Genomic DNA, 16,155 nt, shown 5'->3' with positions numbered 1-16,155 from the left:
TGATGGGTGGTGCCCCGCGCCAGTCGCCCAACTCGTCACTGGCCTTATCGGGTCAGGTAAGGAGCATTGTCACAAGAACGCCCAAAATGGCACCAATTACGCCATTAATGATAATCAGCGGGATCTGTGCTTTCCAGCTCTGCGCCTCCCGAAGTTCCTGGATAACGCTTGTTTGCGATGCAAGCGCCGCTGCTAGCCCTTGCACCTCCTTCAGCACCTCGGGGTCTTTAGGTTGCACAGGCAGGCTTCGCATGATCCGCTCGGTAGTAGCTCGCGAGTTGCGCTCACCTTCGCGAAAGAACGACTGCCCCGCCGCCTGGACGAGGCTGCCAGGCAGCGCCTCCACCTTGACCACGCCGAAAGACTTACCGTCGACGTTGACGACCTCGGTCGTGACGCTGGGGGCTGGGGTAACCATCTGCATGGCTCGACGCATCGCGTGGGCAAACCGGGCTTCATCAATGCCCATGAGGCGGTCTGGCGCCGGCTTGTCCTCCCTGACACCGAAGACGATCGTGCCGCCACCCGAGTTGGCGAAGGCAGTGATGTTCTGAGCGATCACTCGCGGCTCGGCATTACCGATCTTGAACTCCAGATGCTGACCCTCAGGTTCGGCTAGCAGTCGCTGCACATCATCAGACGTTGTAGGCACACTTGAAGGGTAGTGAAGGGTCTGCCGTACAGCAGCGAAATACAGCAACCACAACGACCGGCCCTGCCCAACCGAGCCTCCGCACGGCCGTACCGCGGCCGATATGACCACCAGCAACCGTTTCACGTAGAGCTACGGATCAGAAGGTTGCAGGTTCGAATCCTGCCGAGTGCACATCAGGTGAGAGGCCCCGGAGAGATCTGGGGCCTCTTGCGTTTCAGGGGCGGACGTCGACAGCGTCCTCGCCCTGGCGGCCGAGCGGGATCTCAACGCGTCGACGCTGGACGCGCTGCATTCGTCGATCGCGGACTACTGGCGCCGCGACGACGAGCACGACGGTGAGACCTTGCAACCGGCGGTCGTCGGTCAGCTCCGCTACCTCGTCGACCTCCTCAAGGAGCAGCGTCCGGATCCTCTGCGGGACGGCCTGCACAGCATTGCGGGTGAGCTGGCCCGGCTCACGGGCAGCCACAAGCGGTCGGCATCGAAACTCACCGGACGGTCAGTCGGGTCCGGGAGCGGGTCGGCCGACGTCCGCAGCTCCCTATGGCCGCCCTGACAAGGGTGAGGCCAGACCTCATGGCTCGGCACCATGCGGGTGCCGCCGTCAACGGGTGGGGGCTGCGCGAGACCTCGGGGCACTGAGGCTGAACACCACCCGCGCGGTACATTGCCGGTCTTCTGAGGGGGCGAGCATGAAGAATCCGCTGGAGGACGGCGGTCTGTTGGACAAGGCAATGCCTTACATAGGTTTGATCACCTCGGTCTATCTCCTGGTTCAGGGAGTGCGGTTGTACAGCTCGGGAAGTTCCGCGGTGTGGGCGCTTGCCGCCGGGGCCATGTTCTTGGTCGCGAGCATCGACGTATACCGACAGGTGCGACGGCGCCGGTCCGGCTAGAGCTACGGATCAGAAGGTTGCAGGTTCGAATCCTGCCGAGTGCACATCAGGCGAGAGGCCCCCAGGAGAAATCCCGGGGGTCTCTCGCGTTGCCCGCCCGAACCTCAAGCCGCTCGGGCGACCGCTTCCGCCGGCTTCTGTGTGATGACGCCGCGCCGCCGGGTCGGCAGCCCCAGGGTCGGGTTGGCTACGCCCCAGGCCGCGCCCTTGCAGACCAGTTCCTTGTAGAGGGCGGCGGTCTTGCCGGTGAGGGCGGCCGGGCGGGACTGGTCGTCGGCGGTGACGTACTGGATCAGGCCGTCCTTGCGGCCCAGCGAGATGCACTGGTTGAAGTAGCGCAGCGGGACGGTCGTGGGCTTCGTGCCGGTCAGGCGGGAGGCGATGGAGTCTGCGGCCTGCCAGGCGGTGGGGACGCCCGAGGCGCACGACATGCGCAGCGGCTTGTCGTTCGGGCCCATCACCAGGGCCGCGTCGCCGATGGCGTACACGTCCGGGTGGGAGAGCGAGCGCATGGTGCCGTCGACCTCGATCCGGCCCGTGGTGTCGGTCTTCAGCGCGGTTGCCTGCGCGATCGGGTGGACCGCGAAGCCGGTCGTCCAGATCGTGACCGATGCCGGGATGTCGCCCGCAGTGGTGGTGACGTGGTCCGCTGATACGGCGGTGACGGTCGTGTGTTCGTGGACCGTGATGCCGAGCCTGTCGCAGACCTCGCGGAGGTGGTGGCGGCCCTTGGGGGAGAGCCAGTCGCCGAGCCCGCCGCGGGCGGCGAGGGCCACGTCGAGGTCCGGGCGGGCCTCGGCGATCTCGGTCGCGGCCTCCAGGCCGGTGAGTCCGCCGCCCACGACGACCACGGGCTGCCCGGCGGCCAGGCCGGCCAGGCGCTCGCGGAGCCGGAGGGCCCCGGGGCGGCCGGCGATGTCGTGGGCGTGTTCGGCGGTGCCGGGGACGTCGTGGGTGTTCCAGGCGCTGCCCAGGGCGTACACGAGGGTGTCGTAGGTGAGTTCCTCCCCGGCTGTGGCGTCGGTGGCGGTGACCGTGACCGTCTTGCGGTCCACGTCCACGGCCGTCACCCTCGCGAGCCTCAGCTGCACCCCCGTACCCGCGAACATCTCGGCGAACGGGCGGGGCCTCAGCTCCTGGCCGACCGCGAGCTGGTGCATCCTGACCCGCTCCACGAAGTCGGGCTCGGGGTTGACGAGGGTGATGGCGACGTCCTCGCGGCGCAGCCGCCTGGCGAGGCGGCCGGCGGCGATCGCTCCGGCGTATCCGGCTCCGATGACGATGATGCGGTGCTGCGTGAGCTGCCTGACCTGCATGTCCCGACTCCTGTCTCGCGCGGTTTCGTCCCTTGAACCGGGCAGCCCGCTCTTTCCTGACAGGTGAGAGGTGTGACCTGCGTCACGGGGTTGTCAGAAGACGTGGAGCAGGGGCTCCCCGTGGTCCGTGGCCGCCCACTGCCTCGTCGCGCGTTCGAGCTTGTCGGGGTTGGCCTGGCTGCGGAACGCGGCGATGCCCTCCGCCGTGATCTCCACGCACAGGACGCCGATGACCCGGCCGTCGAGAACGACCACGACGGCCGGGGCGCCGTTGGCGGTCGTGAGGTGGACCTCCGGGGAGCCGCCGACCAGATCGCGCTTGGCCTTGCCGGGCTTGAACAGGCCCCGCATGAACTTCGCGACCGCGACGGCCCCCTGGAACGGCTTGGTGCGCGCCGGCACCTTCCCGCCGCCGTCGCCGATCGCGACGACGTCCGCGGTGAGGAGCTGGACGAGCGGCTCGGTCCGGCCGCTGGTGGCGGCCGTGAGGAACTCCTCGACGATCCGCCTGGCTGCTGCCTCGTCGATCTCGGTGCGGGCCCTGCCCTCCGCCACGTGCTTCTTGGCGCGGTGGAAGATCTGCTGGCAGGAGGCCTCGGTGATGTCGAGGATCTCCGCGATCTTCCGGTGCGGGTAGTCGAACGCCTCCCGCAGCACGTACACCACCCGCTCGTTGGGCGTCAGGCGCTCCATGAGGGTGAGGACGGCGTACGAGACCGACTCGCGCTGCTCGGCGGTTTCGGCGGGGCCGAGCATCGGGTCCCCGGCGAGCAGCGGCTCGGGCAGCCACTGGCCGACGTACGACTCACGCCGGGCGCGGGCCGAGGTGAGCTGGTTGAGGCAGACGTTGGTGAGGACCTTCGTCAGCCAGGCCTCGGGGACCTCGATGCGGTCGATGTCGGCGGCCTGCCACCGCAGGAACGTGTCCTGCACGGCGTCCTCGGCATCGCTCGCCGAGCCGAGCAGACGGTAGGCGATGGCCTCCAGGCGGGGCATGAAGGCCTCGAACCGGTCCATGTGGGTCCTCGTCAGAGCCATGGTCCGGATCCTACGCTCGCGGGTGTGCGAAGCCTTGGGCATGCGGGGCCTTGCCGAGGAAGTCGGGCCCGCGGCCCTCTCGGTAGGGTGCGCGCCAGTGGTGTCGCGCTGCGCCGGGGGGTTCTGGCAGCCGCGCGTTGAGTCAGGGGGACGTATGAGATCCACGTGGGCAATGGCCGGGCTTGCCGCCCTGGCGGTGGTTTCGGCGGCGGGCTGCGGCCCGGCCATGACGACGGCGGGGGAACCGGTTTCCGCCTCGGCCGAGTTGCAGGGCAAGTGGTGGACGTGGGCGGCGTCCGAGCCGGAGGAGACCAACCCCGTCGCCGACGAGGACGGAAGCGTCTGCGACCGGAATCAGCCGGAGGACGTCTGGTTCCTGGCGGGTACCTTCGGTGGTGAGGTCGAGCGCGCGTGCACGGTTCCGGAAGGGCGGCCGATCGTGTTCCCGCTCGTGAACCTGTTCGGGAGCGCGCAGGACTGCCTGGCTTTCCTGCGTGATGCGGAGGGCACCGCGCTCCTGGACGGTACGCCGGTCGAACCGGAGGTCTACGCAGGCGAGTCGATCACCCTGCAGGGGCTGGAGGGGAATGCGGTCACGGGAGAAGCGGGGCGCTTCACCACCACGGGGTGCGGCCTGTGGGTCCGATTGCCCGCGCCGGGGCCGGGGCAGCACATCCTGAAGTTCAGTGGTCGGTCGACCGGTCTTTCGGTCGGCGCGGAATACCGGCTGACCATCGAGGAGTCGTCCGGGGCGCCGTCCGGGCAGCCGTCGGAAGAGGCGGCCGGCCCTGCGCAGGCGATGCTCAGGCCGATCACTGACGCGGCACCCGTCGCGGACGAGGCCCGGCTGTTCTGACGAGGATGGAGTGGAATGGAGTGGAGAGGGCACCAACCCGGTGATGGATGCGGTGCACGGGGTGCTTCTTGTGACGGGAGGGTTGCTGGTCGCCGTCGTCGGCGGGCAGTCGTGGCGCAGGAAGAGTTCGGCGCCGGTGTCGGCCGGCCCGTTGTGGGTGGTGCGGTGCGGGTCCGTCGGCTGGATGCTGATGGGGTGCTCGGTCGCGTCCCTCGGCGGGTACTCCCTGTCCGGGAGTGAGGAGGACTGGCCGCTGGGTCCGGCGCGTGACGCCGGTCTGGTGCTCATGCTGATCTCGATGGCGGTGGGGGGCGTCGTCCAGTTGCGCAGGCGTTACGCGGCCCGGCGGGGTGGGCGGGGCGCCCCCGGCCGCGTGTGAGGTCCTCCGACCAAGATCGAGGGGCGGAGGCGTCCGGCCGGGAGGAAGCTCGAAGGGTCAGGGCTTTTCACGGGGCTCCTCTCGGGGTTCCTCGGTGAGGTGATGGGCGTGAACGGGCTTCTTCGGTCGGGTTTGCGGAGCGCGGGATGCGCTGTGGTCGTGGGAGCCGTCGGGATCGTCGGGGCCGGGGCGTGTGCCGGTGGTGGTGGGGCCGACGGAGGGGCCGCCTCGACCTCCGTGGCCGCGCCTTCCTCCACCTCCTCGGCCCCGGCCGAGGTGACCGCCACGGTGACCAGTACCGTCACCGCCTCCCCGGAGAAGAGGGCGCCCTCCCCGGAGAGGAGCGCACCGCCTCCGGCGCCGTCCACGTCGAGTGCCCTGGGCGCGGAGGCGACCGTGGTCGCCTACTTCGACGCCATCAACGCCCGGGACTACCGGGCGGCTTGGGAGCTGGGCGGTAAGAACCTCGCCGGCGACTACGAGGACTTCGTCGACGGCCTCGCCGGGACGGAGCATGACACCGTCCGGATCCTCGGCGTGGCAGGGGACACGGTCCGGGCGGAGCTGGAGGCGCTCCAGAGCGACGGCAGCCTGAAGGTCTTCGAGGGGACGTACACCGTTCGTTCAGGGGTGATCACGTCGGCCGAGGTGCGGGAGGTCGAGGGGCCGGAGGTGGACGGGACCACGCCGAGCGACGAGCCGGGGGCCTCGCCGTCCCCGTCGTACGAGAACTGTGATGCGGCGGAGGAGGCCGGGGACGCGCCCCTGTACACGGGTGACCCCGCATATGGGGACCATCTCGACCGGGACGGTGACGGGGCCGCCTGCGAGCCGTACATCCCTTGAGCCGCCGCGCCCGCCGCATCAGGGTCCGGTGCCGGGGTAGCCGGAAGGGCACGGGGCGTGATGGGCGCGCCCGGCTCGGAGGTTACCGATGGGGTCGCAGGAGCACGGCCAGGGGCAGCGGTGGCAGGACCGGTGGTGGGTGGTGGGGCTGCTGGTGCTGGTGGTGTGGGTCGGCATCCGGCTGGCCTTCGACGGGTGGTCGGGGTGGCCCGGCATCCTGGTCGGCGGGCTCGTCTACGCCGGGTTGATGACGTGGTTCGTGATGCGGCGCCGACGCCGTGACGCCCGGGCGGTGGGGACCGATGCCGCGCGTGTGCCGGAGCTGGAGCGGCGTATCGCGAAGAACGGCGAGCTGCCCGATGACCCGGCCGAACAGGCTGCCATGATCCGGCTCATCCGGCGCCGGGAGGAGAAGCTGCGGCGCAACCGGTGGTGGGCCTTCCCGTTGCTGGCGTTGATCTTCTTCGGGATCCCTGTGTTCTGGTTCGCCGCCGGGAACGTGGGGGCCGGTCTGTGGGGGCTCGCGTTCGGTGCCGCGTTCCTGGGGTGGATGGTCTGGTTCAACCGGCGCTTCGTCCGCCGGATGGCCGCGATGCGGCAGCGGATCGAGGGTGTCGGCACGGAGGGTGTCGGTACTGAGGGTGCCCGTATCGAGGGTGTCGGTGCCGAGGGTGGTGGGGGGCGCCCCGTCGGTGGTGCGGAGGGGTTCGCTCACGGGGCCCGTTAGCCTTCGCTGAGGCGTGAGGGGCGTCGTCGGGGTTGCCCGGGGCGTGGTGGAGAGAGCGGAGTTCGGGTGGCCTTCGGGTGGCGGTGTACCGGGGTCGCGTGGCCGGGGGATGTGCCCCGGCTGGGGTGGAGCAAGGGCGCCGAGCGGCGGGTGAGCACCCTTGCGTACGGGGTCGGGCTCGGGTTCCGCGCGGTGGGGGAGCGGCACTGTGTGGGGGCCCGGGGGAACGTGTGCCCGCTGGGGGCCGTGGTGTCCGTGCGCAGTACCGGGGCCCGGTGCCCGGAGTGTGCGCGGCTGGACCGGGCCCACTCGGTGGCCGCCGATACGTTGCTGGACGACCCGCGGACGTACCGCGTCTATCTCGCCTGGTTCGGGCCCGGCCTGGTCAAGGTGGGGATCACCCGGGAGGAGCGGGGCGCCGCGCGGCTCCGGGAGCAGGGGGCCGTGGTCTTCAGCTGGCTGGGGCGCGGGCCCCTGATGGCCGCCCGGCGGACCGAGGAGGTGCTGCGGGCCGCCCTCGGGGTGCCGGACCGGATTCCGTACGCCCGCAAGCGGGCCGTGCGTGGCCGACTGCCGGGTGAGCGGGAGCGGTTCGGTGAGGTGGTGGAGTTGTACGGGCGGGCCGCGGAGCTGGAGGGGCGCGGGTGGCCCGAGTCGTTGGAGCGGCTTCCTCTCGACGTGGTCGATCACGGCGGGATCTTCGGGCTGGACCGTGCTCCCCGCGCCACGCGGTCGGTGCGTGAGCTGGTCGAAGGGGGCTTGGTGGCGGGGGAGTTGGTGGCTGCCGCCGGGCCTGATCTTCATCTGGCGGTGAGTGGGGGCGAGGGCGGGCGTGGTGGCGTGGTGGTGCTGGACACGCGGCTCATCACCGGGTGGGAGCTCGCCGCCGTTGACCCGGCCGCGGCGAACGATGTACGTGTCCCCCTCATCGACATCGCGGGCGGCGGCGTGCAGGGTGGGTTGTTCTGACCTTGTCCGACGAGGGCCTGTAAGGAGTTGGGTGTGGAAGACGACAGCCTTGACGTCGTGCGGTTCTGGGAGCGGCTCGGGCTGCCCGGGATCATCGATGTCCACACCCACTTCATGCCCGAGCAGGTCCTGCGCAAGGTGTGGGCCTACTTCGACTCCGCCGGGCCGCTCACCGGGCTGGAGTGGCCGATCACCTATCGGTACGAGGAGGAGCAACGGATGGCTCTTATAAGGTCGTTCGGAGTGCTTCGCTTCACCTCCATGCTCTACCCGCACAAGCCCGGCATGGCACGCTGGCTCAACGACTGGGCCGTCGGCTTCGCCGACCGGGTGCCCGACTGCCTGCACACCGCGACCCTCTTCCCGGAGGAGGGCGTGGAGTTGTACGTGAAGGAGGCCGTCGAGAACGGGGCTCGGGTCCTCAAGTCGCACCTCCAGGTCGGGGACTATGACGCCAACGACCCGTTGCTGGAAGGGGCTTGGGGGCTCCTTGCGGAAGCCGGGGTGCCGGTGGTCATGCACTGCGGGTCCGGGCCGGCGCCGGGGAGGTTCACCGGGCCCGAGCCGATCGGGCGGCTCCTCGCACGCCATCCCCGGCTGCGGCTGATCGTGGCGCACATGGGGATGCCGGAGTACGCGGAGTTCCTGGCGCTGGCGGCCGCGTACCCGGAGGTGCGGCTCGATACGACGATGGCGTTCACCGACTTCAGCGAGGGGTTCACCCCGTTCCCGGCGGGCCAGAGGGGGCGGCTCGCCGATCTCGGGGACCGGATCCTGCTCGGGACGGACTTCCCCAATATTCCGTATCCGTACGTCCACCAGCTGGAGGCCCTGGAGCGGCTGGGGCTCGGGGAGGAGTGGCTGCGGGCCGTCTGCTACCGGAACGCGGAGGCGTTGTTCGGGAGTCCCGTATAGGAAGCCGCCCGCTTTCTCAGGCAATTCACAGAAACGGGTCAGGCTTCTCTCACGGGCGCCTCACAGGCTGGTGCCCATGACGACGACGACCGCGCCCCAGGGGCGTACCGAACTGCTCAGGCCGGACCGTACGCCCGTGCGCGTCCTGGTCGTGGACGACGAGGCTCCGCTCGCCGAGCTGCTCTCGATGGCCTTGCGGTACGAGGGCTGGGAGGTGCGCAGCGCCGCCGACGGGGCCGGGGCCGTGCGTGCGGCCCGGGACTTCCGCCCGGACGCGGTGGTCCTGGATGTGATGCTCCCGGACATGGACGGGCTCGCCGTGCTGGGCCGGCTCCGGCGCGACCTCTGCGACGTGCCCGTCCTCTTCCTCACCGCCCGGGACGCCGTGGAGGACCGGATCGCCGGGCTCACGGCGGGTGGCGACGACTATGTGACCAAGCCGTTCAGCCTGGAGGAGGTCGTGGCCCGGCTGCGCGGGCTGATCCGCCGCTCCGGTACGGCGCTCGCGGCCGAGCGGAGCCAGTCGACGCTCACCGTCGGGGACCTGGTGCTGGACGAGGACAGCCACGAGGTGAGCCGGGGCGGGGACGCGATCCACCTGACCGCCACGGAGTTCGAGCTGCTGCGGTTCCTGATGCGCAACCCGCGCCGGGTGCTCAGCAAGGCGCAGATCCTCGACCGGGTCTGGAACTACGACTTCGGCGGCCAGGCCAACGTCGTCGAGCTCTACATCTCCTACCTCCGCAAGAAGATCGACGCCGGACGGACGCCGATGATCCACACCCGGCGTGGGGCGGGGTATCTGATCAAGCCAGGTGAATAGCCGTGTGAGTAGCCCGGTGAATAGTCCGGTGAGTAGGCGGGTGAGTAGGCGCGTGGCTGTGGAAGGGCTGCGGCGGCCGTGGACCCTGCGGACCCGGCTCGTCGTGTCCGCCGTGTCCCTGATCGCCGTCGTCGCGGCCGTCATCGGCTCCGTCACCGCCATCGCCTTCCACAGCTACATGTACGGCAAGCTCGACGACCAGCTCCGCTCCATCGCCGTACGCGCGGAGCGGCCGCCCGGCCCCGGGCCGCTGCCCGAGGCCCTGCGGGACGCCGGTCCGCTCGGCTTCGTCGGCGGGGGCGGGCAGCCGCTCGGCACGTTCGGAGCCCTCGTCGACGACAGCGGGGACATCACCACGTCGAAGGTGGTCGAGGACAGCGGGCTGCGCTCCCAGGAGAGCGCGAAGCCGTTGACGGAGGCCCAGCAGCAGGCGCTGGAGGCGGCGGCCCCGGCGGTAGGCGCCGACGCCCGGAGCGTCGAGCTGCCCGGCCTCGGCGGCTACCGCGTCGAGGCCGCCACCACCACCGAGGGCCGCACCGTCCTCGTCGGGATCCCCACCGCCGAGGTGAGCGGCGCGCTCACCACCCTGATCGTCGTCGAGGTCTGCGTCACCGCCGCCGGGCTCATCGCCGCCTCCCTCGCGGGCACCGTCCTCGTCGGCGTCGCCCTGCGCCCGCTGCGCCGGGTCGCCGCCACCGCCACCCGGGTCGCCGAACTCCCCCTGCACAGCGGTGAGGTGGCGCTCCTCGAACGCGTCCCGGACGCCGAGGCCGATCCCCGTACCGAGGTCGGGCAGGTCGGTGCGGCGCTCAACCGGATGCTGGGGCACGTTGGTTCCGCGCTGGTGGTCCGGCAGGAGAGCGAGACCCGGGTGCGGCAGTTCGTCGCCGACGCCAGCCATGAGCTGCGCACCCCGCTGGCCTCGATCCGCGGCTACGCCGAGCTGACCCGGCGGGCGACGGGGCGTGATACGTCGGCGTCCGGGTCCGACCCCGTCATCCGGCACGCGCTCGGGCGGATCGAGTCGGAGGCGGACCGGATGACGGGGCTGGTGGAGGATCTGCTGCTGCTGGCCCGGCTGGATGCCGGACGCCCGCTCTCGTACGAGAGCACCGATCTGCTGCCGTTGGTCGTGGACGCGGTCAGCGATGCCCGGGCCGCCGACCAGGGCGGGGAGGGCCAGGACGCTCACCACCGCTGGCGGCTGGAGCTGCCCGGCGGACCCGTGACCGTACGCGCCGACCCTGCCCGGCTCCAGCAGGTGCTCGTCAACCTGCTGGCCAACGCCCGTACCCACACCCCGCCGGGGACCACGGTGACGGTCTCCGTACGGCCGTCCGTCCAGCCGTCCGTCCAGCCGTCCGTCCAGCCGTCCGTACGTGCCGATCAGCCGGTCACGCTGGAGGTGCGGGACGACGGACCGGGCATCCCCGCCGAGCTGCTGCCGCACGTCTTCGAGCGGTTCGCGCGCGGTGACGCCTCCCGTTCGCGCGGGGCCGCCGACGAGAGGACGGCCACCGGCTCCACCGGCCTCGGTCTCGCCATCGTGCAGGCCGTCGTCTCCGCGCACGGCGGCCGCGTACGGGTCGACTCGACGCCCGGCCGCACGGTGTTCGCGGTCGAGCTGCCCGCCGAAACGTCCGCACACCAGGGTTCACAGGGCAGGGACAGGCTCACCACACCGGTGTGACAGCGCGGTTGGCGAATCTCGGTGCCATGACCACCACCGACAGCCTCCGGAGCGGCCCCGTCGCCAACGGCCGCGGAAGCGGGACAGGAGGGGACACAGGCCATCTGCCTGTCCGGGAACACCTCCCCGCCGCCCCCTCCGCCGTCCCCGTCCTCGACGTCGTCGTCCCCGTATACAACGAGGAGAAGGACCTCCGGCCCTGCGTCCTGCGCCTCCACGACCACCTCTCGCGCACCTTCCCGTACGCCTTCCGCATCACCGTCGCCGACAACGCCAGCACCGACGCCACGCCCGCCGTCGCGGCCCGGCTCGCGGCGGAGCTGCGCGGGGTGCGGTACGTACGGCTGGAGGAGAAGGGGCGCGGGCGGGCGCTCCGTACGGTCTGGACCGACTCCGACGCGCCCGTCCTCGCCTACATGGACGTCGACCTCTCCACCGACCTGAACGCCCTCCTCCCCCTGGTCGCCCCGCTGATCTCCGGCCACTCCGACCTGGCCATCGGCTCGCGGCTCGCCCGGAGTGCGCGGGTGGTGCGCGGGCCGAAGCGGGAGTTCATCTCGCGCGCCTACAACCTCATCCTGCGCTCCTCCCTCGCCGCCGGATTCAGCGACGCCCAATGCGGGTTCAAGGCGATCCGGAGCGAGGTGGCCGATCGGCTGCTGCCGCTGGTGGAGGACAGCGGCTGGTTCTTCGACACCGAGCTGCTGGTCCTCGCCGAACGGGCCGGGCTGCGCATCCACGAGGTGCCCGTCGACTGGATCGACGACCCCGACTCGACCGTCCACATCGTGCGGACGGCCACCGAGGACCTGAAAGGGGTGTGGCGGGTGGGGCGTGCGCTCGCCGTGGGCGCCCTGCCGCTGGGCCGGCTGGCCCGGCCCTTCGGCGACGACCCGCGCGACCGGGCGCTGACCGGGGTATCGCGCGGACTGGCCCGGCAGTTGGTCGGGTTCTGTGTCGTGGGCGTGCTCTCCACTCTCTTCTACCTGGCCCTCTACTCCCTCTTCCGGCTCGGCGTCGGCCCGCAGCTCGCCAACGGCGGCGCGCTCCTCGTCTCCGCCGTCGCCAACACCGCCGCCAACCGGAGGCTCACCTTCGGCGTACGCGGCCGGAGCGGAGCCGTACGCCATCAGGCCCAGGGCCTCGTCGTCTTCGCGATCGGCCTCGCTCTGACCAGCGGTTCGCTCGCGGCCCTGGGGGTGGCCTCCGGATCGCCGTCCCACAGTGCCGAGTTGGCCGTGCTGATCACCGCCAACCTCGCCGCCACCGTGCTGCGCTTCCTGCTCCTGCGCGCCTGGGTCTTCCCGGCCCGCACCCACGCCCATTCCCACGCCCCCACCTGCTCCGAACCCGAGGACCTCCGATGACCACGACCCTCGCCCCGGCGATGCCGGCCCCGCCCGGCCCGACGCCCGGCCCGACGCCCGGCCCGGTGCCCGGCCCCCGCTGGGCACGCCCCGCGCTGTACGGGCTCCTCCTGGCCGTCGGGCTCGCGTACCTCTACAACCTCAGCGCCTCCGGTTACGCCAACTCCTTCTACTCCGCCGCCGTCCAGGCGGGCAGCCAGAGCTGGAAGGCGCTCTTCTTCGGCTCGCTGGACTCCGCCAACGCCATCACCGTCGACAAGCCCCCGGCCGCGCTCTGGCCGATGGCCCTGTCGGTACGGCTCTTCGGGCTCAACTCCTGGGCGATCCTGGCCCCGCAGGTCCTGATGGGCGTGGCCACGGCGGCCGTGCTCAACACCGCCGTACGCCGTCGCTTCGGGCCGGTCGCCGGGCTGATCGCGGTCGCCGTGTTCGCGCTGACGCCGGTCGCCGCGCTGATGTTCCGCTTCAACAACCCGGACGCGCTGCTCGCCCTGCTGATGACCGTCACCGTGTGGTGCGTGCTGCGGGCGCTGGAGCAGGGGCGGACGACGTGGCTGCTGTGGGCGGGGGTCGCGGTCGGGTTCGCGTTCCTGACGAAGACCCTCCAGGCGTTCCTGATCCTGCCGCCGCTGGCCGTGCTGTACGCGGTGTGCGCACCGGTTTCCGTACGGAAGCGGCTCGGCCAACTCGCCCTCTCCGCACTGACGATGGCCGTCGCCGGGGGCTGGTGGGTGGCGATCGTGGAGCTGATGCCCGCGTCGTCGCGGCCGTACGTCGGCGGCTCGCAGAACAACTCGTTCCTGGAGCTGACCTTCGGCTACAACGGGCTCGGCCGGCTCAACGGGGAGGAGACCGGGAGCGTCGGTGGTGGCGGTGGCGGTGGCGGCCGTGGGGGCGGTGGCTGGGGTGAGACCGGGATCGGGCGGATGTTCAACTCCGAGGTCGGCGGCCAGATCGCCTGGCTGCTGCCCGCCGCGCTGATCCTGTTGCTGGCCGGTCTCTGGCTGACCCGGAAGGCGGGCCGGACCGACTCCGCCCGGGCCGCGTTCCTGGCGTGGGGCGGGGCGCTGGTCATGACGGCTGCGGTGTTCAGCTTCATGGCGGGGATCTTCCACCAGTACTACACGGTGGCCCTCGCCCCGTATGTGGCCGCGCTGGTCGCCATGGGGGCCGTGGTGCTCTGGGAGGAGCGGGCGGCCTGGTGGCCGAGGGGGGTGCTCGCGGGGGCTGTTGTCACGACGGTGATCTGGGCGTTCGTGCTGCTCGGCCGGACCCCGGAGTACCTGCCGTGGCTGCGGTGGGCGGTGCTCGTGGGCGGGCTGGTGGGGGCGGCCGGACTGCTGGTCGTGGGGCGGGTCGGCGGGCGGGGGCTGGCCCTCGCGGTGGTGGGGCTGAGCTGCGCGGCGTCGCTGGCGGGCCCGACGGCGTACACGCTCAGCACCCTGAACTCGGGCCACCAGGGGTCGATCGTGACCGCCGGGCCGTCGGGCGGGGGCGGTATGGGCGGTCCGGGGGGCGGTGGCCGGGGCGGTCCCGGTGGCGATGGCGGGCGCGGGCAGCGGGCGGGGATGCAGCCGCCTGGCGGGCAGGGGCAGTTCCCGGGGCAGGGGCAGGGGCAGGCCCAGGGCGGTCAGCCGGGTAACGCGCCCGGGGGAATGCCTACCGCACCCACCGGCACCGGCACCGGCACCGGCACCGGCACCGGCTTCGGCGAGGGTATGAGGGGTGGCGGCGGAGGCGGCGGTATGGGCGGGCTGCTCAACGGCGCGTCCGTCTCCACCGAGGCGAAGGCGCTCCTGGAGATGGACGCGGACGCCTACACCTGGACCGCCGCGGCCGTCGGCGCGCAGAACGCGGCCAGCTACCAGCTCGCCACCGGCGACCCGGTGATGGCCATCGGCGGGTTCAACGGCAGCGACCCGTCCCCGACCCTCGCCCAGTTCAAGAAGTACGTGGCGGAAGGGAAGATCCACTACTTCGTGTCGGGCGGAATCGGCGGCGGCGGTATGGGCGGCGGCGGTATGGAGGGCGGCGCCGGCATGGGTGGCGGAGGCATGGGCGGCGGAGGCATCGGAGGCGGCGGCAACGGGACCTCGTCCCAGATCTCCTCCTGGGTGACGGAGAACTTCACCGAGGTCACCGTCGGCAGCGCCACCTTCTACGACCTGACGCAGCCGGTCGGTTGAGGGCGGGGGCGTACGCGGCCGACCGGCCGGGACCGGGTCAGAACCCGGCCGCGTACGTCCAGAAGTCCCGCATCACCTGGGGCGCGACCGGTCCGGCCAGCTCCACCTGGGTGAGCAGGACGGCGACCGTCCCCGTGGACGGGATGACGTGGGCGGTGGTGCCGGTGCCGCCGATCCAGCCGTAGCGGCCCAGCACGTTCCAGGGGGCCGTGATCTCGACGTCCACCGAGCCGCCGAACCCCCAGCCCTGGCCCTCCGTGAACAGTCCGCTCGCCGCGCGCTGGTCCGGGGTCAGCTGGTCGGTGACCATCTGCCGCACCGACTCGCCGGCCAGGACCCGCCGGCCGTCGTCCGCCAGGCCTTCGGCGAGCAGCATCCGGCCGAAGGCGTACCAGTCGTCGACGGTCGAGACCAGGCCGCCGGCGCCGGACGGGAAGGCGGGCGGGCTGCTCCACTGCCCGTCCGGGGCGTCGACCAGCTCCAGGCCGCTCCCGCTCCCGCTCCCGCTCCCGCTCCCGCTCCCACTCCCGCTCCCACTCCCGCCGCCCGCCCCGGCCCGGTAGTAGCCGGTGAACCGGTCCAGCGCGCCGGGCGCCACGGCGAATCCGGTGTCCGTCATCCCGAGGGGCTCGAAGATCCGCTCCGCCAGGTACGCGGGCAGCGGGCGGTCGGCGACCCGGGCGATCAGGACGCCGAGGATGTCGGAGCACGTGTTGTAGAGCCAGCCCTCGCCCGGCTGGTGGAGCAGCGGGATCCGGGAGAGCGCGGCCATCCAGGCGTCCGGCTCGGGCACGGCCTGCGGCTGCGGCGGGCCCTGTTTCAGCTCGGCGAGCAGCGGGGCGAGGGCCGGGAGCGAGAAGTCGGACGGGAAGCCGTACCCGGCCCGGAAGGTCAGCAGGTCCAGGAGGGTGATCGGGCGGACCGCCGACACCACGTCGTCGACCGGGCTCTGCGGGGTCCGGACGACCAGCGGCGAGGACAGTTCGGGCAGCCACGCGGCGACCGGGTCGGCGGGGGCGATCAGGCCGTCCTCGACCAGGGTCATGGCGGCCGCGGCGATGACCGGCTTGGTGATCGAGGCGATCCGGAAGACGGAGTCCCGCCGCATGGGCGAGGCGGAGGCTCCGGTTCCGCGCTCACCCTCGCCCTCACCTCCACCCTCGGTCCCGGTCCCGGTCCCGGCCCCGGTCCCGGCGAGCGTGGCCGAGCCGGCCGCCGCCACCTCCACCCGATCGCCCCGGGCGACCAGCGCCACCGCGCCCGGTGCCGACCCCCGGGCGATGTGGGAGTCCAGTAGTTCCTGCAGTCCGTGTGGCTCCTGCAGTCCGTGCGGGGTGCTCATGGTCGGCCTTTCTCCGGTACCGCGTGCTCGGTCATGAGTCCGCCCTCCTTGGTGCGTCCCCCCGTGGGCAGCGGTCCGTGAGCGGTGCTCGGACTGTAAGACGTCAGCGGCGGCCGAAAGAAAGCGGCGCGACGGCAAAAAATGAGACTC

At 71.7% G+C, this 16,155-nt stretch carries 15 protein-coding genes; 10 read left to right on the top strand and 5 right to left on the bottom strand.

Features of this window, described 5'->3' with window-relative positions; translation table 11 throughout:
• Positions 1-52: 52 nt before the first annotated feature.
• The 4 genes from IF17_RS0105800 to IF17_RS0105780 all read right to left on the bottom strand — a co-directional run bounded on the left by IF17_RS0105800 (position 53) and on the right by IF17_RS0105780 (position 3,905).
• Entirely contained in the window at positions 53-652 is a 600-nt protein-coding gene (locus IF17_RS0105800) for an AlbA family DNA-binding domain-containing protein (RefSeq protein WP_157851126.1), read from the bottom strand.
• Positions 653-869: 217 nt separating this feature from the next.
• Positions 870-1,124, bottom strand: coding sequence for a hypothetical protein (locus IF17_RS1000000140325; RefSeq protein WP_209437746.1), 255 nt, complete (start codon positions 1,122-1,124; stop codon positions 870-872).
• 531 nt (positions 1,125-1,655) lie between these two features.
• Positions 1,656-2,867: an NAD(P)/FAD-dependent oxidoreductase gene (locus IF17_RS0105785; RefSeq protein ID WP_030562831.1), complete on the bottom strand. Its 1,212-nt coding sequence runs from the start codon at positions 2,865-2,867 to the stop codon at positions 1,656-1,658.
• A gap of 93 nt (positions 2,868-2,960) precedes the next feature.
• Positions 2,961-3,905: an RNA polymerase sigma-70 factor gene (locus IF17_RS0105780; RefSeq protein WP_030562829.1), complete on the bottom strand. Its 945-nt coding sequence runs from the start codon at positions 3,903-3,905 to the stop codon at positions 2,961-2,963.
• A gap of 172 nt (positions 3,906-4,077) precedes the next feature.
• Between IF17_RS0105780 and IF17_RS0105775 the strand changes: the two genes are divergently transcribed.
• The 10 genes from IF17_RS0105775 to IF17_RS0105730 all read left to right on the top strand — a co-directional run bounded on the left by IF17_RS0105775 (position 4,078) and on the right by IF17_RS0105730 (position 14,663).
• Positions 4,078-4,761 carry a hypothetical protein gene (locus tag IF17_RS0105775; protein WP_063830218.1) on the top strand — a complete coding sequence of 228 codons (684 nt, stop codon included), beginning with the start codon at positions 4,078-4,080 and terminating at the stop codon, positions 4,759-4,761.
• 10 nt (positions 4,762-4,771) lie between these two features.
• On the top strand, positions 4,772-5,140 hold the full coding sequence (locus IF17_RS0105770; protein WP_157851125.1) for a hypothetical protein: 369 nt from the start codon (positions 4,772-4,774) through the stop codon (positions 5,138-5,140).
• Positions 5,141-5,377: 237 nt separating this feature from the next.
• Positions 5,378-5,986, top strand: coding sequence for an excalibur calcium-binding domain-containing protein (locus IF17_RS0105765; RefSeq protein WP_032771772.1), 609 nt, complete (start codon positions 5,378-5,380; stop codon positions 5,984-5,986).
• Between the two features lie 88 nt (positions 5,987-6,074).
• Complete coding sequence (locus IF17_RS0105760; RefSeq protein ID WP_030562821.1) at positions 6,075-6,713, top strand: hypothetical protein; 639 nt, start codon at positions 6,075-6,077, stop codon at positions 6,711-6,713.
• 66 nt (positions 6,714-6,779) lie between these two features.
• Complete coding sequence (locus IF17_RS0105755) at positions 6,780-7,682, top strand: DUF2797 domain-containing protein (protein ID WP_030562820.1); 903 nt, start codon at positions 6,780-6,782, stop codon at positions 7,680-7,682.
• A gap of 27 nt (positions 7,683-7,709) precedes the next feature.
• Complete coding sequence (locus IF17_RS0105750; RefSeq protein WP_032771771.1) at positions 7,710-8,597, top strand: amidohydrolase family protein; 888 nt, start codon at positions 7,710-7,712, stop codon at positions 8,595-8,597.
• A 76-nt stretch (positions 8,598-8,673) separates the two neighbouring features.
• On the top strand, positions 8,674-9,420 hold the full coding sequence (locus IF17_RS0105745; RefSeq protein ID WP_030562816.1) for a response regulator transcription factor: 747 nt from the start codon (positions 8,674-8,676) through the stop codon (positions 9,418-9,420).
• 58 nt (positions 9,421-9,478) lie between these two features.
• Positions 9,479-11,110, top strand: a complete 1,632-nt coding sequence (locus IF17_RS0105740) for a HAMP domain-containing sensor histidine kinase (protein ID WP_209437747.1) — start codon at positions 9,479-9,481, stop codon at positions 11,108-11,110.
• A 26-nt stretch (positions 11,111-11,136) separates the two neighbouring features.
• Positions 11,137-12,477 (top strand): bifunctional glycosyltransferase family 2/GtrA family protein, encoded by a 1,341-nt coding sequence (locus IF17_RS0105735; protein WP_030562812.1) that lies wholly within the window; start codon positions 11,137-11,139, stop codon positions 12,475-12,477.
• Complete coding sequence (locus IF17_RS0105730; protein ID WP_030562810.1) at positions 12,474-14,663, top strand: ArnT family glycosyltransferase; 2,190 nt, start codon at positions 12,474-12,476, stop codon at positions 14,661-14,663. Before IF17_RS0105735 ends, IF17_RS0105730 begins: the two co-directional genes overlap by 4 nt.
• Positions 14,664-14,700: 37 nt before the next feature.
• On the opposite strand, the gene IF17_RS0105725 is transcribed toward IF17_RS0105730, so the two are convergent.
• On the bottom strand, positions 14,701-16,005 hold the full coding sequence (locus IF17_RS0105725; protein ID WP_051883895.1) for a serine hydrolase domain-containing protein: 1,305 nt from the start codon (positions 16,003-16,005) through the stop codon (positions 14,701-14,703).
• Positions 16,006-16,155 lie beyond the last annotated feature (150 nt).

The sequence above is a fragment of the Streptomyces cyaneofuscatus genome, assembly GCF_000718135.1.
Taxonomy (GTDB): Bacteria; Actinomycetota; Actinomycetes; order Streptomycetales; family Streptomycetaceae; genus Streptomyces; species Streptomyces cyaneofuscatus.
This window is presented reverse-complemented; position numbering and strand designations above follow the sequence as displayed.